Origin of the sequence: Mesorhizobium sp. M1169, from assembly GCF_040318345.1 — a bacterium.
Taxonomy (GTDB): domain Bacteria; phylum Pseudomonadota; class Alphaproteobacteria; order Rhizobiales; family Rhizobiaceae; genus Mesorhizobium.
This window is the reverse complement of sequence record NZ_JAMYME010000030.1, coordinates 53221-77999: the sequence shown is the minus strand read 5'-3', so window position 1 is coordinate 77999 and position 24779 is coordinate 53221. Positions and strand designations below refer to the sequence as shown.

Annotated in this window: 28 protein-coding genes, 3 tRNA genes and 1 pseudogene; 19 read left to right on the top strand and 13 right to left on the bottom strand. The window is 61.7% G+C overall.

Annotated features, from left to right (window positions below; all coding sequences use genetic code 11):
* Positions 1-613: GTP-binding protein (locus NKH41_RS24575; protein ID WP_352934382.1), on the bottom strand; the 613-nt coding region annotated here is incomplete at its 3' end.
* A 271-nt stretch (positions 614-884) separates the two neighbouring features.
* Between NKH41_RS24575 and NKH41_RS24570 the strand changes: the two genes are divergently transcribed.
* The 3 genes from NKH41_RS24570 to NKH41_RS24560 all read left to right on the top strand — a co-directional run bounded on the left by NKH41_RS24570 (position 885) and on the right by NKH41_RS24560 (position 3020).
* Positions 885-1772 (top strand): DMT family transporter, encoded by an 888-nt coding sequence (locus NKH41_RS24570; RefSeq protein ID WP_352934379.1) that lies wholly within the window; start codon positions 885-887, stop codon positions 1770-1772.
* A 33-nt stretch (positions 1773-1805) separates the two neighbouring features.
* Entirely contained in the window at positions 1806-2255 is a 450-nt protein-coding gene (locus NKH41_RS24565; RefSeq protein ID WP_352501672.1) for a GFA family protein, read from the top strand.
* A 105-nt stretch (positions 2256-2360) separates the two neighbouring features.
* Entirely contained in the window at positions 2361-3020 is a 660-nt protein-coding gene (locus tag NKH41_RS24560; protein WP_352934377.1) for a peptidoglycan recognition protein family protein, read from the top strand.
* 45 nt (positions 3021-3065) lie between these two features.
* On the opposite strand, the gene NKH41_RS24555 is transcribed toward NKH41_RS24560, so the two are convergent.
* On the bottom strand, positions 3066-3323 hold the full coding sequence (locus NKH41_RS24555; protein WP_023717513.1) for a GlsB/YeaQ/YmgE family stress response membrane protein: 258 nt from the start codon (positions 3321-3323) through the stop codon (positions 3066-3068).
* 159 nt (positions 3324-3482) lie between these two features.
* On the opposite strand from NKH41_RS24555, the gene NKH41_RS24550 reads away from it, so the two are divergent.
* A complete protein-coding gene (locus tag NKH41_RS24550; RefSeq protein WP_352934375.1) occupies positions 3483-3950 on the top strand; it encodes a YidB family protein in 468 nt (155 codons plus the stop codon).
* 166 nt (positions 3951-4116) lie between these two features.
* On the opposite strand, the gene NKH41_RS24545 is transcribed toward NKH41_RS24550, so the two are convergent.
* Both NKH41_RS24545 and NKH41_RS24540 read right to left on the bottom strand, forming a co-directional pair.
* A tRNA-Gly gene (locus NKH41_RS24545) sits at positions 4117-4190 on the bottom strand.
* 67 nt (positions 4191-4257) lie between these two features.
* A tRNA-Tyr gene (locus NKH41_RS24540) sits at positions 4258-4342 on the bottom strand.
* Positions 4343-4544: 202 nt separating this feature from the next.
* Here NKH41_RS24540 and NKH41_RS24535 point away from each other — a divergent pair.
* Both NKH41_RS24535 and NKH41_RS24530 read left to right on the top strand, forming a co-directional pair.
* On the top strand, positions 4545-5402 hold the full coding sequence (locus tag NKH41_RS24535; protein ID WP_352934372.1) for a TrmH family RNA methyltransferase: 858 nt from the start codon (positions 4545-4547) through the stop codon (positions 5400-5402).
* A gap of 10 nt (positions 5403-5412) precedes the next feature.
* On the top strand, positions 5413-5724 hold the full coding sequence (locus tag NKH41_RS24530; protein ID WP_352570930.1) for a hypothetical protein: 312 nt from the start codon (positions 5413-5415) through the stop codon (positions 5722-5724).
* Between the two features lie 12 nt (positions 5725-5736).
* On the opposite strand, the gene NKH41_RS24525 is transcribed toward NKH41_RS24530, so the two are convergent.
* The 3 genes from NKH41_RS24525 to gcl are packed head-to-tail and all read right to left on the bottom strand — an operon-like array spanning position 5737 to position 9283.
* Positions 5737-6621 (bottom strand): 2-hydroxy-3-oxopropionate reductase, encoded by an 885-nt coding sequence (locus tag NKH41_RS24525; RefSeq protein ID WP_352934369.1) that lies wholly within the window; start codon positions 6619-6621, stop codon positions 5737-5739.
* 59 nt (positions 6622-6680) lie between these two features.
* Positions 6681-7478, bottom strand: coding sequence for a hydroxypyruvate isomerase (gene hyi / locus NKH41_RS24520; protein ID WP_352934366.1), 798 nt, complete (start codon positions 7476-7478; stop codon positions 6681-6683).
* A gap of 23 nt (positions 7479-7501) precedes the next feature.
* On the bottom strand, positions 7502-9283 hold the full coding sequence (gcl, locus tag NKH41_RS24515) for a glyoxylate carboligase (protein WP_352934364.1): 1782 nt from the start codon (positions 9281-9283) through the stop codon (positions 7502-7504).
* A gap of 203 nt (positions 9284-9486) precedes the next feature.
* On the opposite strand from gcl, the gene bhcR reads away from it, so the two are divergent.
* Positions 9487-10344 carry an HTH-type transcriptional regulator BhcR gene (gene bhcR / locus NKH41_RS24510; protein ID WP_352472784.1) on the top strand — a complete coding sequence of 286 codons (858 nt, stop codon included), beginning with the start codon at positions 9487-9489 and terminating at the stop codon, positions 10342-10344.
* A gap of 40 nt (positions 10345-10384) precedes the next feature.
* On the opposite strand, the gene NKH41_RS24505 is transcribed toward bhcR, so the two are convergent.
* Both NKH41_RS24505 and NKH41_RS24500 read right to left on the bottom strand, forming a co-directional pair.
* A complete protein-coding gene (locus tag NKH41_RS24505) occupies positions 10385-10741 on the bottom strand; it encodes a hypothetical protein (RefSeq protein WP_352685048.1) in 357 nt (118 codons plus the stop codon).
* A gap of 423 nt (positions 10742-11164) precedes the next feature.
* The gene (locus tag NKH41_RS24500) at positions 11165-11464 is read right to left on the bottom strand and encodes a BA14K family protein (protein WP_352541360.1); all 300 of its coding nucleotides are present in this window, start codon (positions 11462-11464) and stop codon (positions 11165-11167) included.
* A 317-nt stretch (positions 11465-11781) separates the two neighbouring features.
* Between NKH41_RS24500 and NKH41_RS24495 the strand changes: the two are divergent.
* Positions 11782-12144: pseudogene (locus NKH41_RS24495) on the top strand (IS66 family transposase); the annotation flags it as partial.
* Between the two features lie 885 nt (positions 12145-13029).
* Here NKH41_RS24495 and NKH41_RS24490 read toward each other — a convergent pair.
* Positions 13030-13197 (bottom strand): hypothetical protein, encoded by a 168-nt coding sequence (locus NKH41_RS24490; RefSeq protein WP_352649049.1) that lies wholly within the window; start codon positions 13195-13197, stop codon positions 13030-13032.
* 158 nt (positions 13198-13355) lie between these two features.
* Here NKH41_RS24490 and NKH41_RS24485 point away from each other — a divergent pair.
* A tRNA-Thr gene (locus tag NKH41_RS24485) sits at positions 13356-13431 on the top strand.
* A gap of 141 nt (positions 13432-13572) precedes the next feature.
* A complete protein-coding gene (locus tag NKH41_RS24480) occupies positions 13573-13812 on the top strand; it encodes a hypothetical protein (protein WP_352541361.1) in 240 nt (79 codons plus the stop codon).
* Positions 13813-13990: 178 nt separating this feature from the next.
* Here NKH41_RS24480 and NKH41_RS24475 read toward each other — a convergent pair whose 3' ends face one another.
* Positions 13991-14410: a hypothetical protein gene (locus NKH41_RS24475; protein WP_352683311.1), complete on the bottom strand. Its 420-nt coding sequence runs from the start codon at positions 14408-14410 to the stop codon at positions 13991-13993.
* Here NKH41_RS24475 and NKH41_RS24470 point away from each other — a divergent pair.
* Entirely contained in the window at positions 14409-15047 is a 639-nt protein-coding gene (locus NKH41_RS24470; protein ID WP_352472779.1) for a cupin domain-containing protein, read from the top strand. The genes NKH41_RS24475 and NKH41_RS24470 overlap by 2 nt on opposite strands.
* Before the next feature lie 48 nt (positions 15048-15095).
* On the top strand, positions 15096-15296 hold the full coding sequence (locus tag NKH41_RS24465; RefSeq protein WP_352835919.1) for a DUF2905 domain-containing protein: 201 nt from the start codon (positions 15096-15098) through the stop codon (positions 15294-15296).
* A gap of 55 nt (positions 15297-15351) precedes the next feature.
* On the opposite strand, the gene NKH41_RS24460 is transcribed toward NKH41_RS24465, so the two are convergent.
* The gene (locus NKH41_RS24460) at positions 15352-15966 is read right to left on the bottom strand and encodes a TetR/AcrR family transcriptional regulator (protein ID WP_352472778.1); all 615 of its coding nucleotides are present in this window, start codon (positions 15964-15966) and stop codon (positions 15352-15354) included.
* A gap of 91 nt (positions 15967-16057) precedes the next feature.
* Here NKH41_RS24460 and NKH41_RS24455 point away from each other — a divergent pair, with 91 nt between their 5' ends.
* From NKH41_RS24455 to NKH41_RS24425, 7 genes are all read left to right on the top strand, one after another.
* Positions 16058-17164: a polyamine ABC transporter substrate-binding protein gene (locus NKH41_RS24455; protein WP_352501654.1), complete on the top strand. Its 1107-nt coding sequence runs from the start codon at positions 16058-16060 to the stop codon at positions 17162-17164.
* Positions 17165-17168: 4 nt separating this feature from the next.
* A complete protein-coding gene (locus NKH41_RS24450; protein WP_352934359.1) occupies positions 17169-18020 on the top strand; it encodes an ABC transporter permease in 852 nt (283 codons plus the stop codon).
* A 2-nt stretch (positions 18021-18022) separates the two neighbouring features.
* Positions 18023-18805, top strand: coding sequence for an ABC transporter permease (locus tag NKH41_RS24445; protein WP_352501653.1), 783 nt, complete (start codon positions 18023-18025; stop codon positions 18803-18805).
* Positions 18802-19872 carry an ABC transporter ATP-binding protein gene (locus NKH41_RS24440; protein ID WP_352614188.1) on the top strand — a complete coding sequence of 357 codons (1071 nt, stop codon included), beginning with the start codon at positions 18802-18804 and terminating at the stop codon, positions 19870-19872. Before NKH41_RS24445 ends, NKH41_RS24440 begins: the two co-directional genes overlap by 4 nt.
* Positions 19869-20630 carry an MBL fold metallo-hydrolase gene (locus tag NKH41_RS24435; protein ID WP_352702344.1) on the top strand — a complete coding sequence of 254 codons (762 nt, stop codon included), beginning with the start codon at positions 19869-19871 and terminating at the stop codon, positions 20628-20630. Before NKH41_RS24440 ends, NKH41_RS24435 begins: the two co-directional genes overlap by 4 nt.
* Before the next feature lie 461 nt (positions 20631-21091).
* The gene (locus NKH41_RS24430; RefSeq protein WP_023679915.1) at positions 21092-21865 is read left to right on the top strand and encodes an NAD kinase; all 774 of its coding nucleotides are present in this window, start codon (positions 21092-21094) and stop codon (positions 21863-21865) included.
* Positions 21866-22055: 190 nt separating this feature from the next.
* Positions 22056-23651, top strand: coding sequence for a DEAD/DEAH box helicase (locus NKH41_RS24425; RefSeq protein ID WP_352541366.1), 1596 nt, complete (start codon positions 22056-22058; stop codon positions 23649-23651).
* Positions 23652-23791: 140 nt separating this feature from the next.
* Here the strand turns inward: NKH41_RS24425 and NKH41_RS24420 are convergent, their stop codons facing one another.
* Positions 23792-24685 carry a LysR family transcriptional regulator gene (locus NKH41_RS24420; protein WP_352541367.1) on the bottom strand — a complete coding sequence of 298 codons (894 nt, stop codon included), beginning with the start codon at positions 24683-24685 and terminating at the stop codon, positions 23792-23794.
* Between the last annotated feature and the right edge of the window lie 94 nt (positions 24686-24779).

The following is a 24779-nucleotide window of genomic DNA, read 5'->3' as shown; positions in this document are numbered from 1 at the left end:
CGAGCGGACGAACCGGCGTCGGGATGTAGGCATCGACCGCAGCCATCAGTTCGCGGATGGCGTCCTCGCCGATCTTCTTGTCGCTGTCTTCAAGTGCGGCAAGCGCCGAACCCTTGACGATCGGAATGTCGTCGCCGGGGAACTCGTTCTTGGTCAAAAGCTCACGCACCTCGAGCTCGACCAGCTCGAGCAGCTCGGCGTCGTCGACCTGGTCGACCTTGTTCAAGAACACCACGATCGAGGGCACGCCGACCTGGCGGGCGAGCAGGATGTGCTCGCGCGTCTGCGGCATCGGGCCGTCGGCGGCCGACACCACCAGGATCGCGCCGTCCATCTGCGCGGCACCGGTGATCATGTTCTTCACATAGTCGGCGTGGCCGGGGCAGTCGACATGGGCATAGTGGCGGTTGGCGGTCTCGTATTCGACGTGGGCCGTCGAAATGGTGATGCCGCGCGCCTTCTCTTCGGGCGCCGCATCGATCTGGTCGTAGCGCTTGTATTCGCCAAAATACTTGGTGATCGCCGCCGTCAGCGACGTCTTGCCATGATCGACGTGACCAATCGTGCCAATGTTCACATGAGGCTTAGTGCGCTCGAATTTACCTTTTGCCATAGTCTCTTTCCTTGGACGGCCTGGGGATGGCCTGGACCTTCAGTTCAGTCGAATGCGGGGCGATTAGCGACTAAGGCCGAAAAACACAAGTGCCTTGTCGCCGAGCGCGCTCGCCCGCCCGAACGCGTGATCCGGTTTCGGAGAATGTGGCGCGGATATAGGAACGAACAAGGGCAAATGGAATGGTTACGGCGGCGGCTGACAGCTTTGACGGATTTACAGCCGGATCTGGCCCATTGCCGCCCTGGCGCCGGTCTGATTTCGTGGGCCGATGCATTTCATCCCGACTGCCATACGAGGCCCACTGTTCATGGTCGTTTCGACCGGGTCCTACATCGTCAACGACACGATGATGAAGCTAGCAACCGCGGGACTGCCGCCCTATGAGGTGCTATTCCTGCGCGGCGCTGCGGCAACATTGTGGGGCATTCCGCTGCTGTTCATGCTGGGCTACGGCAAGCAGATCCCGCTGATCCTCGACGCCAAGGTTTTGCGCAGGAACATGCTCGAACTGGGTGCGATCCTTTGCTACGTGGTGGCGCTCGCCAACATGCAGATCGCCGATTCGACCGCGCTCGGGCAGATCACGCCCTTGCTGATGCTGGTCGGCTCCTCGATGCTGTTTGGCGAACGGATCGGCGGGGTGCGCCTGGCGCTGATCGGGCTCGGCTTTATCGGCGCGGTGATGGTGGCACAACCGACGATGCAGGGGGTTTCCGTCTACGCCCTGCTGGCGCTAGGCAATGCAGCCCTGTCCGCGGCGCGCGATCTGGCCGGACGCAAGGTCGCCGCCGACGTGCCGGGAATGGTCGTAGCTATTTCCGCGGTGATTGTCGTGCTCGCGGGCGCCGGCGTTGCGCATCTGGTTTCCGAGCAGTGGGTGGTGCCTGAAATCCGTCACCTGCTGCTGATGGGCGGCGCCGGACTGTTCCTGATCTTCGGCCACTTCTTCATCTTCATGGCCTATCGCGTCGGGCCGACCAGTGTGGTGGCGCCGTTCTACTATTGCTTTACCGTCTGGGCGGTGATTTCAGGCGTGGTGGTATTCCGGCAACTCCCGAATGCGCTGGCCATCTGCGGCATCCTGCTGGTGGTCGCCAGCGGGTTGACCATCGTCTCGCTCGACGAGCGCAAGCGCCGGTTGACCGTCGTCGCTTGAAACTGAAATCGGCCTGCACAATAGGAGGAGCGCGTGGCAAGCCCGGATGACAACCAGAATTCACGCAACCGCAGGCTTATCGGAAAGTGCCTGTGCGGCGCCGTTCAGTACGCGGTGGCGGACGCGTTCGTCTACGCCGCGAACTGCCACTGCTCGAACTGCCGGCGCACCACCGGCTCGGCGTTCAAGCCATTCGCCGGCATCGAGCGCGACAGGCTGAGCCTGACCAAGGGCGAGGACAATCTCACGATCTTCGGCGATGAAACCGGCCATGACGCGCACTGCAAGACCTGCGGCTCGTTGCTCTATTCGGTGGTCCGCGACGGTGCCTTCGTGCATGTCGCCATGGGAACCCTGGTCGACGAGCCGACCATCCGCCCGACGCAGCACATCTTCGTCGGCTCCAAGGCGAAGTGGTTCACGATCACCGACGATCTGCCGCAATACAGAGAACACGCGGTCGCCGGAGATGCCGGCGAATAGCTGACCGTTAGAAAACGCTCAACCAAATTATCGTTTCGTTTTCGCGTCCGCCGCCAAGGAAACTATACTGTGCTCCGTCACTGAACTTATGTCGCGGGGATTTCTGTGGCATTGCCGCCCGACTGGTTGCCCAATGTTGCGATGAGGCGCGTCATTTGCCACTGGACGGCCGGCTCGCATTCGGCCGGCGATACCGACAGGGATGCGTATCACATACTGGTCGAGGGGAATGGCCGCCTGGTCAGGGGCCGGCCTTCGATCGCGCTCAATTCAGGCCGGGTAAAACCGGGACATGCCGCGCACACGCTCAACTGCAACGGCGGCTCGATCGGGGTTTCGCTCTGCTGCATGGCCGGGGCGGAGGAAAGGCCGTTCGATGCCGGCCGCTATCCGATGACCAGGGCGCAGTGGGGCGCGATGGCCGCCGTCGTCGCCGAACTCTGCAAATACTACCGCATCAAGGTCACGCCCAAAACGGTGCTGTCGCATGCCGAAGTCGAGAGCAATCTCGGCATCGAGCAGCGCGGAAAATGGGATTTCACCCGGCTGCCCTTCGATCCGACGATCAGCGGCGCAAGCGCCTGTGGCGAGCGGCTGCGCCGCGACGTGACGGCGGCAATGGGCGCGATGCCAAATCTGCCGGTGAGGATTGGGCGCGATGCCGCATGGCAGCGACTGCTCGAGGAATTATGGCCGATCATGGTGAGAGGGCTGGAAGCCGGCCTCAACACGCTGATCCGCGAAATCCTCAAAAGGATCAGATAGGGGGTCGGCATTCACCCGAATGCCGACGCAACTGCCGGACGGCTTCTACAGTGCCCTCTTGCCGCTGAACTGATGATAGGCCCACAGGACAACCACGGCACCGACCACGGCGACGATCAGGCTATAGATGTTGAGCCCGGTAACGCCCGACGCGCCAAAGGCGCTGAAGATGAGCCCGCCGACGATGGCGCCGACAATCCCGAGCACGATGTCGAGCACCAGGCCTTGCCCGCTTTTATTGACGATCTTGCTGCCTATGAAGCCGGCGATGACGCCGAGAATAATCCAGCTTAATATTGACATTTTTCCTCTCCGTTCCCCGCACCCGATTACTTCCACATTATTAAGCAAAGCTCAAGCCAACTTGAAAATCATGATTACGGAAAGCTCAAACCGGCTTGAAATTCGCCATGGATGCGTCATTGTTGGAGACGGACGGGCAATTTGACATGGAGATCCACAATGGGACTGTTTGACAATGCCGTTCCCGGCGGCAACGTCGCCAAGCCGCTGATGATCGCGCTCGGCGCACTTTTGGTGGGAAAAATGCTGAGCGGTGGAAGTTCCGCCCAGCCGGAGGCGGCGCGGAGCCCTGCCCCCGTCCCGCCTGATACAACCGCATCCGCCGATGGCGGACTGCTCGGCGGTCTAGGCGGACTGCTCGACAAACTGAAGGACGCCGGCCACGGCAACGTTGCCAATTCGTGGGTCGGCACCGGTCAGAACCAGCCGATCAACCCCAGCGATCTGGGCAGTGCCCTCGGCCCGCAGATCATTCAGGAGATCGCGCAAAGGACGGGCCTGAACCAACAGGACCTGCTCAAGCAACTGTCGGCGGCCTTGCCAGGGCTTGTCGACCAGCTGACGCCGAACGGGCAAGTGCCGCAGCAGAACCAACTCGCGTCCATATTCAGCAAATTCGCGAGCTGACGCCTGTCGCCCCACACCGCCTGCGGTTCGGGACAACGATAACACAGATTAAGGTGCGCGTCCGTCTGGACGCGCAACGAATACTTTGAACTATCGGCAAAACGCTTCGCTTGGCGGTGCCTGCTTCGGAATCGTGCGCGAGGTGCGCCGCGGCTTGGGGGAAATCTGGAGCGGGTAGCGGGAATCGAACCCGCATATTCAGCTTGGAAGGCTGCTGCTCTACCACTGAGCTATACCCGCGCCTTTCAGTCAAGCATCGGATCCGCTCCGACGCTCGCTCTGCGTTTCAGGGCTTCCGGGCCGGCAGTGGTGGAGAGGGTTGGATTTGAACCAACGTAGGCATAGCCAACGGATTTACAGTCCGTCCCCTTTAACCACTCGGGCACCTCTCCAGTCTGCCGCCGGAGCCATGCAACGAGGCATCGACGCGTCGCGGCTGCCAAAGCAGCCCTTCCGCGAAGCGCCTTATGGCGGCAGCGCCCAAAACTGTCAACCGCAACCGTCCGGCAAAAAGCGCTGAATCTCACGCCTCGCCCGACAAGCAGCTTATGCAGCTGTATCCATGGCCGGACGACACGGCTATAGAAGCCGGCCATGAGCAACGACAACAAATCCAAGACCCCTAAAGACACCCACTACGCCAAGCTGCGCCGCGCGCATCGCGACGAGAAGAGCGGCGGCGAGCCGGCGTTCAGGCCGCGCCAGCCGGTGCCGCCCGGCGAGAACCCGGCGGATGGGCTGGTGCGGCTCTACGGGCTGCACACGGTGCGGGCCGCACTCGACAATCCGCGCCGCAAAATCAGGAAGATGCTGGTGACGCGCAACGCTGCCGAGCGGCTGGCAATCGCCGACCTTGGCGCTTTGCCCTTCAACGCGGAGTTGGTCGAACCCAGGGACATCGACAAGATCACCGGCTCGGATGCCGTGCACCAGGGCGTGCTGATCGAGGCCGAGCCGCTGAAACCGAAACGCCTCGATGCGCTCGGCGACACCAGGCTGGTGCTGGTGCTCGACCAGATCACCGATCCGCACAATGTCGGTGCGATCCTGCGCTCGGCGGTGGCTTTCGGCGCCGGTGCATTGATCACCACGGCGCGCCACAGCCCGCAGGAATCCGGCGTGCTGGCGAAATCGGCCTCCGGCGCGCTCGAGCATATTGATCAGATCGAGGTGAAGAACCTCGCCGATGCGCTGGAGCAGCTGCACGAGGCCGGTTTCCAGACGATCGGGCTGGATTCGGACGGGCCGGCGGAGCTCGAAACGAGCTTTGCCGGAGACAAGATCGCATTGGTGCTGGGCGCCGAGGGCAAAGGCCTGCGCCAGAAGACACGCGAGACGGTGACGACGCTCGCCCGGCTCGACATGCCCGGCGCCATCCGTTCGCTCAACGTGTCGAATGCCGCGGCGGTGGCGCTTTATGCGGCGAGGCGGTGGTTCGCGCGCGGCAAATAGGGCGCAATGCATGTCATTGGATTTTGCCGTTCTCAATCCAGATGGGCATATCGATCGATGCGTATCGGTAGGTCCCTCTGCGCATCATGAAATCGTGTCAATCGCAAACCAAAACGCGTTTGAACTCATACTGAAATTCGAAGATTTCTATGAGGACGTCACTCTTCCGATCGAATCCCTACCTTCCTTGACCAAGCAAGTTGAGGCACTTGTGCGAACTGAAGGAATGTCGGAGGAATCCAAAGATTTTCTGAAACGTTTTGCCGATCTCATACGCTATGCGGTCGAAAGAAGTCGGCCCATCGAAGGTATTGCAGACTAATTCACCTCACTCTCACCCAACCTCGTGGCCAGCCATCCGCTCCAGCGCCCTGACCAGTGCCGAATGGTCTTCCTTTGCTCCACCGTTCGCCACGCAAGAGTTGAACAATTGCTGCGTCATCGAGGTGTTGGGTAGTGCTACGCCCAGCGCCTTTGCCCCTTCCAGCGCCAGGTTAAGATCCTTCTGGTGGAGTTCGATGCGGAAGCCGGGCGCGAAAGTGCGCTTGATCATGCGCTCGCCATGCACTTCCAGGATGCGCGAGTTTGCGAGCCCGCCCAGCAGCGCCTGCCTGACCTTGGCCGGGTTGGCGCCGGCTTTCGATGCAAAAACAAGCGCTTCGGCGATGGCCTCGATGGTCAGCGCAACGACGATCTGGTTGGCAACCTTGGTGATCTGGCCGACGCCGTTGGGTCCGACCAGAGTGATGTTCTTGCCTATCTTCTCGAAGATAGGCCTGGCGCGTTCGTAGGCATTTTTTTCGCCGCCGACCATGATGGTCAGCGATGCCGCTTTGGCCCCGACCTCGCCGCCCGACACCGGCGCATCGAGATAGTCGCAGCCGACATCGTTGATCTTTTTTGCGAATTCCTTGGTCTCGATCGGCGAGATCGAGCTCATGTCGATGACCAGCTTGCCTTTAGTGAGGCCTGACGCGACGCCATTCTCAGCGAACAGCACATCGGCCACCTGCGGCGTATCCGGAACCATGGTGATGACGATGTCGGCCGCGCGGGCAACGGCATCATGGCCGGTGACGGCCTTCAGGCCCTTGGCGACGAGATCGGCCGGCGGCTTCGAGCGGTGGTCGCTGGCGACGACCTGATAACCGGCGTCTAGCAGATGCCCCGCCATCGGCGCGCCCATGATGCCGAGGCCGATGAAGCCGATGGTTTCCATGTCCTTCTCCGTTTCTTGTTAAGGGGGCGCGCAGGAACGCGACGTGCGACACGTTGCGTCTATGCCGCCGCACTCCCCTGCCCGGCCGCGTCCCGAAACCAGCCAAGCCCGGCATCCGTCCCCGCCTTCGGCTTGTACTCCGCCCCCACCCAGCCGGAATAGCCGATGCGGTCGATGTGGTTGTACAGGAAGGGAAAATTGATCTCGCCCGTCCCCGGCTCATGACGGCCGGGATTATCCGCAAGCTGGATATGCGCGATGCGGTTGAGGTTTGCCTCAATGGTACGGGCGAGATCCCCCTCCATGATCTGCATGTGGTAGATGTCGTATTGCAGGAACAGGTTCTTCGAGCCGACGCGGTCGATCAGGGCCAGAGCCTGGTCCGAGTAATTCAGGAAGAAGCCCGGAATGTCGCGGGTGTTGATCGGCTCGATCAGCAGCCTGATGCCGGCCTGCTCCAGCTTTTCGGCCGCGAAAGCCAGATTTTCGGCGAAGACGTCTTCCAGCACGGAGCGGTCGACGCCTTGCGGCGCGATGCCGGCGAGGCAGTTGACCTGCTCGCAGCCCAATGCGTGCGCATAGGTGACGACCTTGGCAATGCCTTGCCGGAACTCCGGCACGCGGTCGGGCAGGATCGCGATGCCGCGCTCGCCCTTGGCCCAGTCGCCGGCAGGCAGGTTGAACAGGACCTGCGTCAGCCCGTTCTTCTTCAACCTGGCTGCGACGACATCCGGCGCATGGTCATAGGGGCCGATATACTCGACGCCCTTGAAGCCGGCGCGGGCGGCGGCATCGAAGCGGTCGAGGAAGTCATGCTCGCCAAAGAGCATCGAAAGATTGGCTGAAAACCGTGGCATGGCAGTAGTTCCTCACATGCGGCTTAGTCGAGCATGACGATCGCCGTGGGGGCATCTTCATGGCGTTCGGCAAGCTCCTCGAATTCGGTGATCTTGTCGATTTCCGTGCCCATCGAAACGTTGGTGACGCGCTCGAGGATGAATTCGAGCACCACCGGAACCTGGTGCTCGTCCATCAGGCGCATTGCCTCTTCGAAGGCACCGGCGAATTCCTCCGGCCGGCGCACCCGGACCGCCTTGCAGCCCATCGCCTCGGCAACGGCGACGTGGTCGACGCCGTAGCCCGCCTCAGGCTCGTCTTTCCGGTTGACGTTCTCGAAGGCCAGGCTGACTTCGAAATCCATCGAAAAGCCGCGCTGCGCCTGGCGGATCAGCCCGAGATAGGCGTTGTTCACGACGACATGGATGTAGGGCAATTTGTGCTGTGCGCCGGCCGCCAGTTCCTCGATCATGAACTGGAAATCATAATCGCCGGACAATGCCACAATTGTGCGGTCCGGATCGGCGGCGCGAACACCGAGGGCCGCCGGCAATGTCCAGCCGAGCGGGCCGGCCTGGCCGCAATTGATCCAGTTGCGTGGCTTGTAGACGTGCAGGAACTGCGCCCCGGCGATCTGGGACAGGCCGATCGTGGTGACATAGGTGGTGTCGCGGCCGAACGCCTTGTTCATCTCCTCGTAGACGCGCTGCGGCTTCAGCGGCACCTGGTCGAAATGCGTCTTGCGCTTCATTGTCTTCTTGCGCTGCCGGCATTCGCCGGCCCAGCCCGACCAGTCGCGCAATTTCCCGGCCGTCCTCCACTCCGTGGCGACGTCGAGCAGCATTTTCAGCGCCGCACCGGCGTCCGAGACGACGCCGAGGTCCGGCGCGAAGACGCGGCCGATCTGCGTCGGCTCGATGTCGACGTGGATGAACGTCTTGCCCTTGGTGTAGACGTCGACCGAACCGGTGTGGCGGTTGGCCCAGCGGTTGCCGATGCCGAAAACGAAATCGGCTTCGAGCATCGTGGCATTGCCATAGCGGTGCGAGGTCTGCAGCCCGCACATGCCGGCCATCAGGCGGTGGTCGTCGGGGATCGCGCCCCAGCCCATCAGCGTCGGGATGACGGGCACGCCGGTGACTTCGGCGAATTCGATCAGCAGATCGGACGCATCGGCGTTGATGATGCCGCCGCCGGCGATGATGACAGGCTTTTCCGCCCCGTTCAGCATCGTCAACGCCTTCTCGGCCTGAGCGCGCGACATTGCCGGCTTGAACGGCACCAGCGGCTCGTAGGCATCGATGTCGAACTCGATCTCGGTCAGTTGCACATCGACAGGCAAATCGATCAGCACCGGCCCCGGCCGCGACGAGCGCATCAGATGAAACGCTTTCTGCAACGCCATCGGCACCAGATAGGGTTCCATCACCGTAACCGCCCATTTGGCGACGGGTGCGGCGATCGCCGCAATGTCGACGGCCTGAAAATCCTCCTTGTTGAGACGCGCCCGCGGCGCCTGCCCGGTGATGCAGAGGATGGGAATTGAATCGGCAGCGGCCGAATAGAGGCCGGTGATCATGTCGGTTCCGGCGGGACCCGAAGTGCCGATGCACAGACCGATATTGCCCGATCTGGCGCGGGTAAACCCTTCGGCCATATGCGAAGCCGCCTCGACGTGCCGCGCAAGGATGTGGCGGATACTGCCCCTCGCCTTCAGCGCCGAATAGAGCGGGTTGATCGCAGCACCCGGCACGCCGAAGGCACAGGAGATGCCTTCCTTTTCGAGAACGAGAACCGCTGCGTCGACTGCGCGCATCTTGGCCATGTCAGCCTCCACGGAATTGTTGATAGCCGATGATGCCAGCGCACCAATGATTTTTCAATTTTTTCAGAATATATTTTCATTTCTAGAAAACGGCTCTTGTAGATTGAATTGATTTGACTTTCTGTTTTCCACGAATTCGCTTCGCAAATCGATGAAAAACTTTTTCATTGCCTTGCTGGGCGAACAGAGCGAAGAATGGCCCGATGGAAACCACCGAAAAACGCCAGCGCGGCCGGCCGCGCGCCTTCAACGGGCCGGCCGAGGCTGCTTCGGTGCAGTCGCTGGACCGGGCGCTGCGCATCCTGGCAATCGTTGCCGATGGCAGCGGCCTGTCGCTGAGCGAGATCGCCGCCAGTTCCGGTCTGCCGGCATCCACCGCCTACCGCATGCTGACGACGCTGGAGAACCACGGCATGGTCGAGTTCGACGGTACCGACCAGCTGTGGTCGATCGGCGTCGAGACCTATCGCATGGGCGCGGCGTTCCTGCGCCGCCGCAAGCTGGTCGACCGCGCCCGTATCGTCATGCAGGAATTGATGGAGAAGACCGGCGAGACCGCCAATCTCGGCGTCGCCGAGGACGATTGCGTCGTCTTTGTCAGTCAGGTCGAGACGCATCAGGCGATCCGCGCCTTCTTCCGGCCGGGGACGCGCAGCTCCTTCCATGCCTCGGGCATCGGCAAGGCAGTGCTGGCGCATCTCGAGCCGGAACGCGTCGCCACCATCCTGCGCCGGGCCGGGCTGGAGCGCTTCACCGAAAACACGCTGTCCGATATCCCGGCGCTCGCCCGCGACCTGGTGACGATCAAGCTGCGCGGCTGGTCGGTAGACGACGAGGAGCGGCATCCGGGCATGCGCTGCGTTGCCGCCGCCATCTTCAATGAGTTCGGCGAGCCGATCGGCGGCGTTTCGGTTTCCGGGCCGACGGTGCGGGTAACGCCGGAACGGCTGGCCGAGATCGGCCCGCTTGTGCACGATGCGGCGGCGAAGGTGACAAGGATGATCGGCGGGCTGCCGACCCCTCCCGGCCTTCGCAGCGAACCGAGCGCATGGCTGCGCTGACCAGCGTCGAATGGTGCGACATCTGCCAGGATGGCCAAAGCTAGGCCCCGGGCACCGCGCTCTTGGTCGATAGGTCGTAGAAATCAAGCAGCATCGCCAGCCCAACTCCGCAGGCGGTGAAGATTAGGCCGGCAATGAAGATACGATTGGCGCGTTCATAAACGCGCCGTTGTAGAGACGTTAAGTCGAGCAGCAACCGCAGCGCTCGTATCTGCAGGGCAATGCCGATCAAAATCGGCGCGACGGCGGCCAGGTGATAGATTTCCCATGGTATCGGGTTGGCGGCCCAATGCGTGATGAAGCCCAGCGAGAACGCCAGCAGGATGCCGACGGTGGTGATCGTGCCGTTGCGGAAAATTGTCTCGATCGGCTCTTCGTTCGGATCTTGCTCGCCCAAGCGCCCTCTCCCTGTTTCGCTATCGGTGCAGACTAGGCTGTTGGGAAATCGCTGTATACTGCCGGGTTCCTGGTGAAATCAGAGACAAATGATAGCTAAATTGCTTGGAGACTGAAGCTGGCGCTGCCCCTCATTGGCCTACCGGGCATTTCTCCCCGTATAGTGACGGGGAGAAAGAAGCTGACCGCGACCTTGGCGCCCTCTTGCAGCGCTGGAGACTGGCGAAATCATCGCCGAGAGCGTCCCTTCTCCCTGTCACTATACGGGGAGAAGATGCCGGCAGGCAGATGAGGGGCAGCGCCGACACTGATAGTCAGTCGATTTCGACAGGAAGCCTATCGCCGAACAACAGAAAAAGGGCCAGTGGGGCGCCCTTCCGGTTGCATGAAACGGTCACGTCCTCCCAAGCTGGCATCGTGGCCCTCAAAGCCAGCAGCGATGGCGATAGCCGTCGTAGCCGACATAGGTGTCCGAGTACGGGTCGTAGCTCTGGTAGCGATTGAGGCAGCGCCGGACGTGCCAGGAGCCGCCGTCTTCCTCGATATAGACGGTGCGCGGCTGGGCCAGCGCGCTGCCGAGCAGGAAGCCGCCGACACCTGCGGCAATGCCGATGCCGAGGTGCTTGTGCTTGTGATGGGCGGCCGACGGCTGAACGGTGCCGACCAGCATGGCGGCGGCGACGGTGGTGGCGACGAGGCCGGAAACGATGGTGTGCTTGAACATGACGATCTCCTTGTTGTGGGAGGCGATCCAACCGCCTCTTGACCGTCAGTCGTCGCGGCGGAGAAAAAGGTTCAAACATTTTTCGGGTCTCTTCGGCCGACGGCAATGATCCCTGGCCCATGACGCAAAAAGGGCGGCCGAAGCCGCCCTTTCGCCAGGTGGATCATCTAATCAAAGGAAGATGATCACCTTGCCATGGTGATGATGATGGTGTCACCACCACCAGTTATGCCAATGGTGATGACGGTGGTGATGATGCATGCCGTGGGTCGACGACGACTGGACGGTGCTGGCCAGGGCGCCAGTGGCGATGAAGACGGTCGCGCGTCGCGGCCAAGTCCCCACTCGGCGAGGCTTTGGCCTACATCGCCAAATACCGGGATGGCCTGAAGCTCTTCCTGATCGCCGGCCGCGTCGAAATCGACAATAACAGTGTCGAGCGAACCATCCGACCGATAGCCCTCAATCGCAAGAACGCACTCTTCGCAGGGCACGACGCTGGGGCCGAGAACTGGGCGACCATCGCCTCGCTCATTGAAACTTGCAAACTCAATACTTTTGATCCGCTGGCCTATCTGACGAGCACGCTCACCGCCATCGTCAGCGGCCATAAACAATGCCGGATCGATGAGCTGGTTCCTTGGAGATATCCCGCCTTACAAAGGAATTCCTACCCATGATCGCAGTCGGCCCGAACCAGTCATTGCACAAATGCGTTGCCTCGGATCGGGTTTACTGGCCCATTTGATTTGACGGCCCAAAGTTGCCTCCTCTCCGGTGCTCGCGAAGCGGGTTATGAGGTCGGACGTCGATCCTGCGATCACAGTGGTAAGCCTTGCCGAGATCAGACACGATTTCAACCTCGCAAAGAGCATTCGTCGGACCCACCATGGAAAATCTGATGTAGGCATCCGCAAACCAGCTATGCGGCATCTCATTCGCATCCATAAGCCGCAACACCGCTCCTTGATAGTAGGTAGCCGAGGCGCCAAATTTGGAGCACTCAGACAACGTTGATCCCCTCTGCAACTGTAGCCGCAACTCCCGTTGACCGGATTCCGTCAGAAAGGTTGCGTATTGCCCCAAGGCCCAGTAGCCATCCAGGTCGTTGTATCTACTGACAAAGCTTTCAAGAATATCGTGGCAAATTCCCCTAAATTGCTTTCTTCTCGGCATTGAAAATCCAACACAGGCGCTGCGCGACAATCTTATGGCTTGAAGGGAAGCATATCGAAATGTTTCGCAGTATCAACGGCCTCAAATCGTCGCCACTGACTGGTAGTGACGCACGTTGCCATAAGGTTCAGCGGCCAATGGCATCTGACACCGAGCGGCCGAATTATCCGAGCAATGTGTGAGGAGCACATCGCTTACAGTAAGACTGCGCTTGGACATGATGATCTCCTCGATCTTTGAATGAGGCGATCATTCGCCTCTGGAGATCAGTCGCGGCGCGGCAGCGAAAGGTTCGGAGGTTCTGAGAATTCTTAGTGAGCGGTTCTTAGTGATTTTCGTGTTGATTGGTGAGTAGTGAGAATTCGCGGTTTCACTACTCACTCTCTCGCTCAGCCCATGCCGGTGATATGGCGAAGCCAGAAGGCGAGCGCGATGAAGCCGACGATGGTGGTGACGCCGGTCCAGTCGATATTGGCGTGCTTCAGGTCCTTGATGAGCTTCACCAGGAGAACCCAGGCCACGACGACGAGCGGGAGAATGATGACAAACCTGATCATGCGACTGCCTCGCTGATGCGATTTCACCTCCCATCAATATAGGAAGCGAATTGGCCGTTTTCAGGACGCCCCGGCGGCAGAACCGGCGCGTTCGCCGGGAACCGAAAAACGGAGTTTTGTCTTTACTGGCGCATCAAATATGGTAACCGAAGCGCCGTGCCCTTGTAGCTCAGCTGGTAGAGCAGCGGTTTTGTAAACCGAAGGTCGGCGGTTCGATCCCGTCCGGGGGCACCAGCAAGCAAGGATTGCTTGCGAGGACTTCCCAACGCGCATCGATATCTGGTCATCCCCGATTTCCACAGGGTCGGGCCGTCAAGAGCGGTGGCACATCAATTCAAACGCATATAACTGCATCGGAAACCATGGGAGTTTCCGTTGGAGCAGAAACGCACGACCGCCCCCTTCATCAACGGGATGTTTGGCGGCCTTATCGTCTTCGCCTTCGCGTTCGGTTTTCGTTTGCTGACAAGTCCCGACCCCGATCCAACATCAAGAGCAACGACAAGCCTTTCCGTACTGGCCTTCGCCATTTGTTTCGGCGCAGCCTTCCTGCGCGAGCACCGACGCCAGATTGCCGCCGCCAGAGAATATCTTAGCCGCCCAAGAACGTTTTAGGGCCACGCGTTCCGTCCCCGTCGGGGAACCACAGACGTCGCGTGAAATTGCCGGCTTAATCTGACGCCAGATTGCACTTTGGCATCTCATACCAAGAGACGCCGAGCCCATTAGTGCCTAGCCCTTACAGCCATCATTTCGGCCCCTCTCCGGCTCCGGGCCATTTAACAGCATTCGATTAAATTGCCCCTGTGTATATTAGCACTCGCTCAATTAAGCGCGCCGACAATGCCCCGTGTGGCGGGCCAAACCAACGGGTGTTGTCATGCGAAGTGATTTCGCCGCGGCGCGCGAGCTTTTGGAGTGCGCACAAAACCGCCTCTGCGGCGCAGATGAAACGAGCCGACGCGTCAACGAGGTCCTCGACGCGCTGATTGAAGAAATAGCCATCGCGGAATTCCGCAAGGCGCCACTGACGGTCGTGCCGTTTCCGCGTGCGCGGCCTCCCAAGCATGTTCGGTAGAGCGCTGATCGCCCGCGTCGCCGAAGAGCCGGCAGCTGGTGTTTCCGCAATCGCCTGTTCGAGCGTCGTTGAACGATCAATCGGTTGACGATAAAGTTGCTGGACACCGGTGCTCTGAACCCGGAGTTGATCCATGTCACACTGCGGAGATGTCTACGAGAACAAGGTGACCGGCGAATATGCCGTCATCCTGCGTGGCACAGAAGACCGCGGCCAGGGACCTGGCATCGCTCATCTGACCGCCCGGCCGGGAGCCGCAGTGGTGGGCGAGCACTTCCACCCGAACCTGACGGAACGGTTTACCGTCCTCCGTGGCCGTCTCGACGCTTGCATCGCCGGGAAGACTTTGTCCCTGGAGCCTGGCCAATCCGCCACGGTCGAAGCAGGCGTCGCACATGATTGGTGGAACAGCAGCAAAACCGAAGAAGCGCATGTCCTGGTCGAAGTCGACCGGGCGCCAGGTGCGGACAATGTCGACCCGAACCGTTTCGAGCTGCTGATCGGCATGCTCTTCGGCCTGGCCAATGCCGGCAAGGTGGACAGAAAAGGTAGACCTTCGCCGCTTCAGGCAGCAGTCATCGCCAGGGAATTTGCCGACGTGATCGTCTTCACGCACCCGCCACCTGCGATTCAGCGAGTGGCGCTGGCGATCCTGGCGCCACTCGGCCATCTGCTCGGCTATCGCGCGATCGACCCGGACTACTGCAAGCCGCACGGGCATGTCACGCCGGCTCCTGAAATCCTCGCTCGAGCAGGCCTAGTAGCCGGATGATCGGGGTCCATATTGGGCGCCCGGCATTTTTGTCGGCAGGATGCTGCCATGTCGCGAACTCTGATCGTCGTTGGTCTCAGCATAGTTGCCGTAGGCCTGCTGTGGCCTTGGTTGGCCCGGACCGGCCTTGGCAGGCTGCCCGGCGATATCGTGATCGAGCGTGAGAACTTCAGGCTTTATGTCCCTATCACCACGGGGATACTGGTCAGCATCGTGCTCTCGGCCATTCTATGGCTGATCAGCCGGTAGGCGATGCTCCGGCTGCGGCGATTTGTGTTGCAGGCCCAACTCGCCCTTGATCTTCTTACACTCCGATCGCCGCCACCAATATCCTGTTCTGCCTGCGTATCGCCGTGCGCAGTTCGGCAATCCTCGCCTCCTCGCGCTTCACGAATTCGATGAACATCATGTTCATGTTGTTGAAGATGAGTTCGCCGAGTGCCGGCCCGTCGATGTCGCGACGCACCAGGCCGAGCGCCTGCAGGCGGACGATCAGTGCGCGGATCTGCTCGGTCAGCGCGCGGTCCAGCCCGGTATAGGCCTGGCCGAACGGGCTGTCGGGCAGCTGCGTCGAGATTGCCATCGCCTGCCGCCACATCTCCTTGCTGAGATAATGCAGCGAGTGCTCGATATAGATGCCGAGCAGCGTATCGAGAGCGTCGCCGACGTTGGCCGGCGGGTTGGCGACGACGCCGCGCCCGGCATTGAGCACCTCGTTGACCTCCATCGAGACGATGGCGCCGAGGATATCACCCTTGTTCTGGTAGTAATTGTAGATGGTACCGACCGAGACTTCGGCCTGCGCGGCGATGGTCTCGATCTTGGCGCCTTCATAACCCGCATCGCGGAAAAGCGCCGCCGCCGCCTCGATGATGCGGCGGTGCCGATCCGCCTTCTGCCTTGCCCGCAATCCGCTCATAGCGGCTGTTTGCCACAAAAACAGAATTGACTCAATTTTAGAATTGGTTCAATTTTTTCCTACAAGCCAAAAAGGCATGGGAGAACACTCGATGTCCATCAATCCAAAGACCCCCAATCCAACCGTCAGGAATCCGCTTTCCGTTCTGAAGAGCCATCTCCAAGGCGCCTGTGCCGCGGCAGCACTGCTGCTGGCGGCGGGCAGCCTCGCTCAGGCGCAGGATCTCAACGCGCTGATCTGGTGCGATCACGCCGATCCGGCGCTGCTGCAGCCGTTCGAGGAAGCGAACGGCGTCAAGGTCAATGTCAAGGAGTTTGAAGGCACGGGCGCCGGCCTGGCCATCGTCGAACAATCGCAGCCCGGCGACTGGGACGTGATGGTGATCGACAGCATCGACGTACCGCGCGGCGTCGAAAAAGGCCTGTTCGAGCCGCTGCCGGAAGACAAGCTGCCGCTGGCCGACCTGTTTCCGCAGGTGAAGATGGACAGCTCCACCGTCGTTGACGGCAAGCGTTACGGCATCACCGAAAAGTTCGGCTACAACACGATCGGCTACAACAAGACCAAGGTCGACCCGGCCGACATGCAGTCGCTTGCCGCGCTGACCGGCGACAAATACAAGGGCAAGATCGCCATCTACGATTATTACCTGCCGGTCATCGGCATGGCCGCACTGGCGATCGGCAAGAAGACGGCGGACCTGACCGAAGCCGACCTTCCCGCCATCAAGGAAGAGCTGCTCAAAATGAAGGCCAACGCCAAGCTGGTCGGCGAAGTGACCGCCAGCCAGACGGCGCTGGCAACCGGCGAGGTCGACATTCTGGTCGGCGGCGGCGAATGGGTGACGGCGGGGCTGGCCAAGGAAAACCCTGCCCTGGACTTCTCTATCCCGAAAGAAGGCGCCGTGCTGTGGTCGCAGTCGCTGGCAATGTTCAAGGATTCCAAGAATAAGGAGCTGGCGCTTAAATTCATCCAGTACATTATGAGCCCCGAAGGCCAGGCGCGGCTCGCCACCTCGTCCTGCTATTGGGGCATGCCGGCCAACAGCAAGGCGGCGTTGAGCGACGAGCAGAAGAAGATCCTGCGCTTTGACGAGCAGCCGGAATTCCTCGCCCGCGCCCAGTCCTATCCTGCGCCGAACGCCGACCTCGACAAGAAGATGCAGGACGTCTGGACCGAAATGCTGCAAGCGCAATGACCGGATGCCGGTCGTGAACGCCGTCAACAGTGGGCGTGCCCTGCCCTGGGCGCTGGTCACGCCGGCGCTCGGCTGGACGCTGCTGTTTTTTGTGCTGCCCTTCGTCGCCATGGCGGTATCCAGCCTGACGGCACATGAAGGCGGCGGCTTCACGCTGTCCAACTACAGCCAGTTCTTTGCCAATCCGTCCTACTGGCAGGCGATGGTGAACTCGCTGCAGGTCACAGCGATCGTCACCGTGATCTCCGTGCTGCTCGCCTATCCTTTTGCCTGGATCCTGGCCGAACAGGTGCCGGAGCGCTGGCAGCGGCTGGCGCTGATGCTGGCAGTGCTGCCGTTCTGGACCTCCTATGTCGTGCGCTCCTATTCGTGGCTGCTGGTGCTGGCGCAGAACGGCGTCGTCAACCATGCGTTGACCGGCTCCGGCCTGTTCAGCGAACCGCTGCAGCTCGCCAATACGCGGCTGGCCACCGTCACCGGCTTCGTGCATTTCTTCGTCATGCTGTTGACGCTGACGATCTTCGCCAATCTGAAGCAGCTCAGCCCCAGCTATCGCAAGGCCGCCGCCGACCTCGGCGCCGGGCCGGTTCGGACTTTCCTGCATGTCGTTCTGCCGCTGACGCTCCCCGGTATCATGGTCGGCGCCTTCCTCACCTTCGTGCTGTGCATCGGCGACTACATCACGCCGCAGATCCTCGGCGGCAACAACGAGCTTTTGATGCCGCAGCTCGTCATGATGCAGATCGGCCGGCGCGGCGACTTTCCGCTCGCTTCGGCGTTGTCGATCATCCTGATGGCGGTGGTCACCATTGCCTATCTCGCCTGCTCCCGCTGGCTGAAGATCGAGCGGGCCTGACCATGCGCGCGCTCATCCGCCTCGTCTCCGGCCTTTACGCCATCGCAATCTACGGCTTCATCTTTCTACCGGTCATCGTTCTGGTGCTGTTTTCGCTGCAGGCAACGTCGTTTCCGATCCCGCCCTTCACCGGACCGTCGCTGCGCTGGTACGAGGCCGTGCTCGCCGACACGCGGCTGACTTCGGCTCTGGTCAATTCGCTGCTGGTGGCGGTCGTCTCCTCGGCTGCCGCCGTCACGTTGGGCTTTCTCTCCGCCTGGGGTTTTGCGCGCTTCGCTTTGCCGGGCTCGGGCCTGATGCGCGGGCTGATCACCTTGCCCTTGACCGTCAGCTATCTCATCATCGGCATGGGGCTGCTGGTGCTGTTCAACTGGGCCGGCGTGCCGAAGTCGCTCACTGCCGCCGGCATCGGCCACGTCGTGATCAACCTGCCGCTCTGCTTTGCCATCGTCTACAGCCAGATGGGCGACCACCAGATCAACATCGAGCGCGCCGCGCGCGACCTCGGCGCGCCCGAATGGAAGGTGCTGCTGCTGATCACCGTGCCTGTCATGGCACCGGCGATCTTCGCCGGTTTCTTTCTGTCGATGACCTTCTCCTGGGACGAATTCGTCATCTCGTTCCTGTTGACGCGCTTCGATACGACGCTGCCGGTCGAGATCTGGAACCTGCTGCGCTCCGGCCTCAATCCCAAGACCAACGCCGTCGGCTCGCTGGTCTTCGCCGTCTCCATCGTGCTGGTGGTATTGTTCGAGCTGATGCTGTTGCGGAGGAAGCCGGCATGAGTGCGCCACTGGTCGATATAAGCTCCGTCTCGCATCGCTTCGGTCAGCACACCGTGCTGAAGAACGTCTCGCTGACGATCGAGCCTGGCAGCTACACGATCCTGCTCGGGCCGTCCGGGTCCGGCAAGACGACGCTTCTGTCCATCCTCGGCGGCTTCGTCACGCCGAGCGAAGGCAAGGTGCTGATCCGCGGCGAGGACTGCACTGCCGTGCCACCGGCGAAGCGGCCGACGACGACCGTGTTCCAGGACTACGCGCTGTTTCCGCATATGAGCGTCGGCAGCAATGTCGGCTTCGGCCTGCGCATGCGGGGTGTCGATGCCGCAACCCGGGCAGCAAGGGCGCGCGAGGCGCTGGCGCTGGTTGGGCTGGCCACTGCCTTCGACAAGAAGCCGCACCAGCTTTCCGGCGGTCAGCGGCAGCGCGTGGCACTGGCGCGCGCCCTGGTGGTCGAGCCGGCGGTGCTGTTGCTCGACGAGCCGCTCGGCGCGCTCGACCTGAAATTGCGCCGGCAGATGCAGGACGAGTTGAAGGCGATCCAGAAACGCGTCGGCACCGCCTTCATCCACGTCACTCACGATCAGGAAGAGGCGATGGCGCTGGCCGATCATTGCGTGGTGATGAATGACGGGCGCATCGAGGACGAAGGACCGCCCGAGCGCGTCTATGCACGGCCAGCGACGCGCTTTTCCGCGACTTTCATGGGCGAAAGCACACTGTTATCGGGAACGGTGACCGAGGCGAAGAGCGGCAAAATCACCGTCACCACGAAGCTTGGGTCGCTCTCGCTGCCCGGCACATTGCCGCCCGGCTTGGCCGTTGCGCTGGCCATCCGCCCGGAGCATCTTGTTCTCGGCGCTGCAGGCGGTGCTGTGGCGCTTGGCATGGTCAAGGTCAGCGACGTCGTCTTCCAGGGCAGCTTCAAGCGTGTGCTGGGGACCTCCACGACCGACCCGGCGCTGCACTTCATCGCCAAGGTCGCGGCCGCATCGGCCGTCCAGCCGGGCGACGTTGTCGCGGTATCGTGCGATGCTGGCGACATCATCCTGCTTGCGGACCAAACATGAGCACCCTTCCAATCATCGACGCTCCTGACTGGTACGAAACTATCCGCATGGGCGATGGCGTGACGCTGATCCACGAGCCGTGGATCAAGCCGTTCTTCCGCTGCAACATCTGGCATGTGCGCGGCCGCGACCGCGATCTTCTGTTCGATACCGGCCTCGGCCATTTCAGCCTGCGCCGCCACGTGCCGCTGGTCACGCAGCGCAAGCTCACCTGCGTGGCCAGTCACACCCATTTCGATCATATCGGCTGCCATCACGAATTTCCCGACCGCTGCGTGCACCCGGCCGAGGCCGAAATCCTCGCCGATCCACGCAACGAATGGACGGTTGCCGACCGCTATGCCACCGACGAGATGTTCGACGGCATGCCGCAAGGCTGGGACACGAAGCGCTACCGGATCCTGCCCGCACCAGCCGGCCGGTTGCTCGAGCAAGGCGACATCGTCGATCTCGGCGACCGTGCCTTCGAGGTCATCCACACGCCTGGCCATTCACCCGGCGGCATTGCGCTCTACGAAAACAGGACGGGCATCCTGTTTTCCGGCGACATCATCTATGACGGCCCGCTGATCGACGACGTCTATCACTCCGATATCGACGATTATGTCGAAACGCTGCTGCGCATGCGCGATCTCGATGTCTCGGTCGTGCACGGCGGCCATTTCCCGAGCTTCGGCAAAGTCCGCTATCGCCAGCTTGTCGACGAGTATCTCGCGCAAAAGCGCCAGGCCGGCTGCCATCTGTTGCAAGCCCGATAAGCACTGGCGCTGTGGCGTCAAAGCGCCCTTTGCGGACAGGGTGTCCCCGCCGCGTCGCCGCAGCGCGAGGCCGTGGGCTCGGGTCTAAAGCTCTTTTCCTCCGCCTGGCGCACCAGTTCCGCGAAAGCCAGGGCAAAACTTGCCAGCATCAGGAAGACAATAATCAAGCGTGCCAGCGGCAATAGATCGGCCTCGACTGGTTAGCCCCCACGCCGCCCGTCCGCTGCCGGCTAACATGATCGATATGGCTTTACGAGAGTTTAAGGCGAGTCTTAACCATCACATCATTTTGTCCTCCGACATGATGCGCGAGTGCGGCTTGTTTGGTCGCCATCTCCAGGCACCTCCCTCCCTTTGCAGAAATGCCCACCCATGCTAACCCGGCGCTGGCGCGGCCCAGCAACCGGTCGCCGCCAATCGGTCGCCAGACGGTCGTCGCCAATCGGTTGTCGTTGAGAGCCATGAGCAAAACCGCCAGCCGTTTCGCCTTCGTCTCATCCGGTACAGCCGACGCCAATGCAGCGCTGGAAAGCCTCTCTGCGCGTTACGGCCAGGCCTCCGTCGAAGAAGCCGGGATCGTCGTGGCGCTCGGCGGCGACGGCTTTCTGCTGCAGACCCTGCGTGAGACGATGAGCACGGGAAAGAAGGTCTACGGCATGAACCGTGGCACCATCGGTTTTCTGATGAACGAATACCGCGCCAGCGGCTTGACCGGGCGCATCGCGGCGGCCGTTGCCGAAACGATCCGTCCGCTGGAGATGCAGGCGGTGACGGCCGAAGGCGAGACGATTTCGGCGCTCGCGATCAACGAGGTCGCGCTTTGGCGCCAGTCGTACCAGACGGCCAAGATCCGCATCACCGTGGATGGGCAAGAGCGGCTGGAGGAATTGCACTGCGACGGCGTGATGATTGCGACGCCGGCCGGCTCGACCGCATATAATCTGTCGGCGCACGGGCCGATCCTGCCGCTCGACGCTCCGCTGCTGGCGCTGACCCCGGTCAGCCCGTTTCGTCCGCGCCGCTGGCGCGGCGCGCTGCTCTCCAACAAGGCGATCGTGCGTTTCGACATTCTGGAGCCGGAAAAGCGGCCGGTGAATGCCGCCGCCGACCACACCGAGGTCAAGGCGGTGACGACGGTCACGGTGAGGGAATCGCCGACGGCAACGGCGACGCTGCTGTTCGATCCCAACCATTCGTGGAACGAGCGCATTCTCGCCGAACAGTTCCGCTACTGAGCGGGCGCGGCGGCCGCTGCGCAAATTAAGCATCGCGATTAAGCTTACGGCTTCACAATCGCGCCAATGCCGCCCGTTTGTGTTGACAAATCGTGGGCTTGCGCCTACCTGCAATACCGATCTTGCAGGCGCGCGGCGCTTGCCGCGACTGCATATGTTGCGCCCCCGAACCAGCCAAAGACAGCCAAACTTGTCCTCAGACACCCAGATCGCTCAAGAAGCGTTGACCTTCGCAGACCTCGGCCTGTCGCCGAAGGTCCTTTCCGCAGTTACCGATGCCGGCTACACCGAGCCGACGCCGATCCAGGCTGGTGCTATCCCGCACGCCTTGCTCGGCAAGGACGTGCTGGGCATTGCCCAGACCGGCACCGGCAAGACGGCGTCCTTCGTCCTGCCGATGCTCACCCGGTTGGAAAAGGGCCGTGCCCGCGCCCGCATGCCGCGCACGCTGATCCTCGAGCCGACGCGCGAGCTCGCCGCGCAGGTCGAGGAAAACTTCGTCAAATACGGCAAGAACCACAAGCTCAACATCGCACTGCTGATCGGCGGCGTGTCCTTCGACGAGCAGGACAAGAAGCTCGAGCGCGGCGCCGATGTGCTGATCGCGACCCCCGGCCGCTTGCTCGACCATCGCGAGCGCGGCAAGCTCCTGCTCAACGGCGTCGAGATCCTCGTCATCGACGAGGCCGACCGCATGCTCGACATGGGCTTTATCCCCGACATCGAGCGTATCTGCGAGATGATCCCGTTCACCAGGCAGACGCTGTTCTTCTCGGCGACGATGCCGCCGGAAATCACCAAGCTCACCGAGAAATTCCTGCACGCACCGGTGCGCGTCGAAGTGTCGAAGGCAGCATCGGCCGCCACCAACATCATCCAGCGGCTGGTGAAATCCGGCCCGAAACCCTGGGACAAGCGCGAGACGCTGCGCAATCTGATGAAAGCCGAGGATGCCGAGCTGAAGAACGCCATCATCTTCTGCAACCGCAAGATCGAGGTATCGGAGCTGTTCCGCTCGCTGCTGAAATATGACTTCGACGCCGGCGCCCTGCACGGCGACATGGACCAGCGCGCGCGCATGCAGATGCTGGCCAATTTCCGTGACGGCAAGCTGCGCTACCTCGTTGCTTCGGATGTCGCGGCGCGCGGCCTCGACATTCCCGATGTCAGCCATGTCTTCAATTACGACGTGCCGATCCACGCGGAGGATTACGTCCACCGCATCGGCCGTACCGGCCGCGCCGGGCGCTCGGGCAAATCCTTCACTATCGCGACCAAGTCGGACACCAAATACATCGACGCCATCGAGCGGCTGATCGGCACGAAGATCGAGTGGCATGACGGCGATTTGTCGACGGTCGTTGCCAGCGAAGGCGGCGAGGATGAGGCCCCGCGCCGTGGCCGCGGTGCGCCACGCCGTGCCGGCCGCAAGGACGACGCCAAGGACAGGGGCGAGCGCAAACCGCGTGAACGCCACGCCAGGCGCAGCGAAGAAGCAGCGCCGGAAGCAGTTAGCGAAGAACAGCCGGTCGTGGCCGAAGCCACCGTCGCCGACATCGACGAGCGGCGTACCCGCAAAGAGGCGATCCGCTCGGAAAACAGCGAGCGCCAGGCTTCATCTGAACGCAAGGCTTCGCCCGATCGCAACGAACGGCGCGCGCCGGAACGGGGCGACACCAGGCCGCAGCGCGAGCGCCCTGCCCGCCAGCGCCAGGAAGACAATGACGCGACCGTCGGCTTCGGCGACGACATGCCGGCCTTCATGCGGATCGTCGCCAAGGTCTGACACGGCTCGCGCGCGGCCCCGCCGACGCGCGAAGCACCCTCTTTTGAGAAGTACTGCTCTCGGTAATCTTGTGGCGTTGCTGCGAGGCGGTCGATTTTGGTGCTGCCGGCGACCCATATGCCGCTAGGCTCGCTATGTAGCTAAAGATCCCTGAGCTCCAGGCGGGATGCCAGCAGGTCCAGAAAAGCGCGGACTTTGGCCGAGGATGATCTGCCTTCCGGCCACACGGCGTGTATCGGCACCGGCACCGGCTCGAATTCGGTTAGAACCAGTTCCAGGCGGCCATCGTCCACCAGGTGCTTTACCTGCCAAAGCGGCGAGTAGCCCAGACCCAATCCGTGAACCGCGGCCGCATAGATCGATATCATCAAATTCGACCGGAAGGTGCCCGCGACCTTCACCGGCCGGGGCTTGCCTTCAATCTGAAACATCCATTCGCCTGGGCGGCCGTCGACGGTTCGTACGATGCATTGATGCTCACGCAATTCGAGCGGATGGGCCGGTCGGCCGTGTTGCTGGAAGTAGGCAGGTGCGCCGAACACCACGCGCCGCAGCGCGCCCAGGCGCTTCGCACGTAAATTGGAATCCGGCAAATTGCCGATTCTTACCGCCAGATCGAGACCCTCGGCATCGAGATCGACAAATTCATCGGAAAGCTTGAGGTCAACCTCGACCCGGGGATATGTCCGCATATAGTCGGCGATAACCGGCACGAGGAAGTCCGGGCCGAACAGAACCGGGGCACTGACACGCAGGATGCCCGATGGCTCCGACCGTCGATTGGCCGCCTGAAGCCTGGCTTCGTTAATTTCCTCGACGGCGGGTTTGATGCGCTGGAAAAAGGCCGCTCCGGCTTCGCTCGGCGTCGAGCGGCGTGTCGTCCTGTGCAGAAGCTCGACCCCGATTGATTCCTCCAATGTCGCCAGGGACCGGCTGACCGACTGCAGTGAGCGGTTCAGCCGGCGTGCGGCAGCCGTCAGGCTGCCATGCTCGACAATGGCAATGAAGGCTTCGAAATCATCTATCCGGCTCATCGCTCATCGCTCCTTTCTGCCGAAAATCGGGAGAAACTATCGCAACATCGATCAATTGTAACGAAGTTCGCGAGATTTTATCTTCCCTGCACAC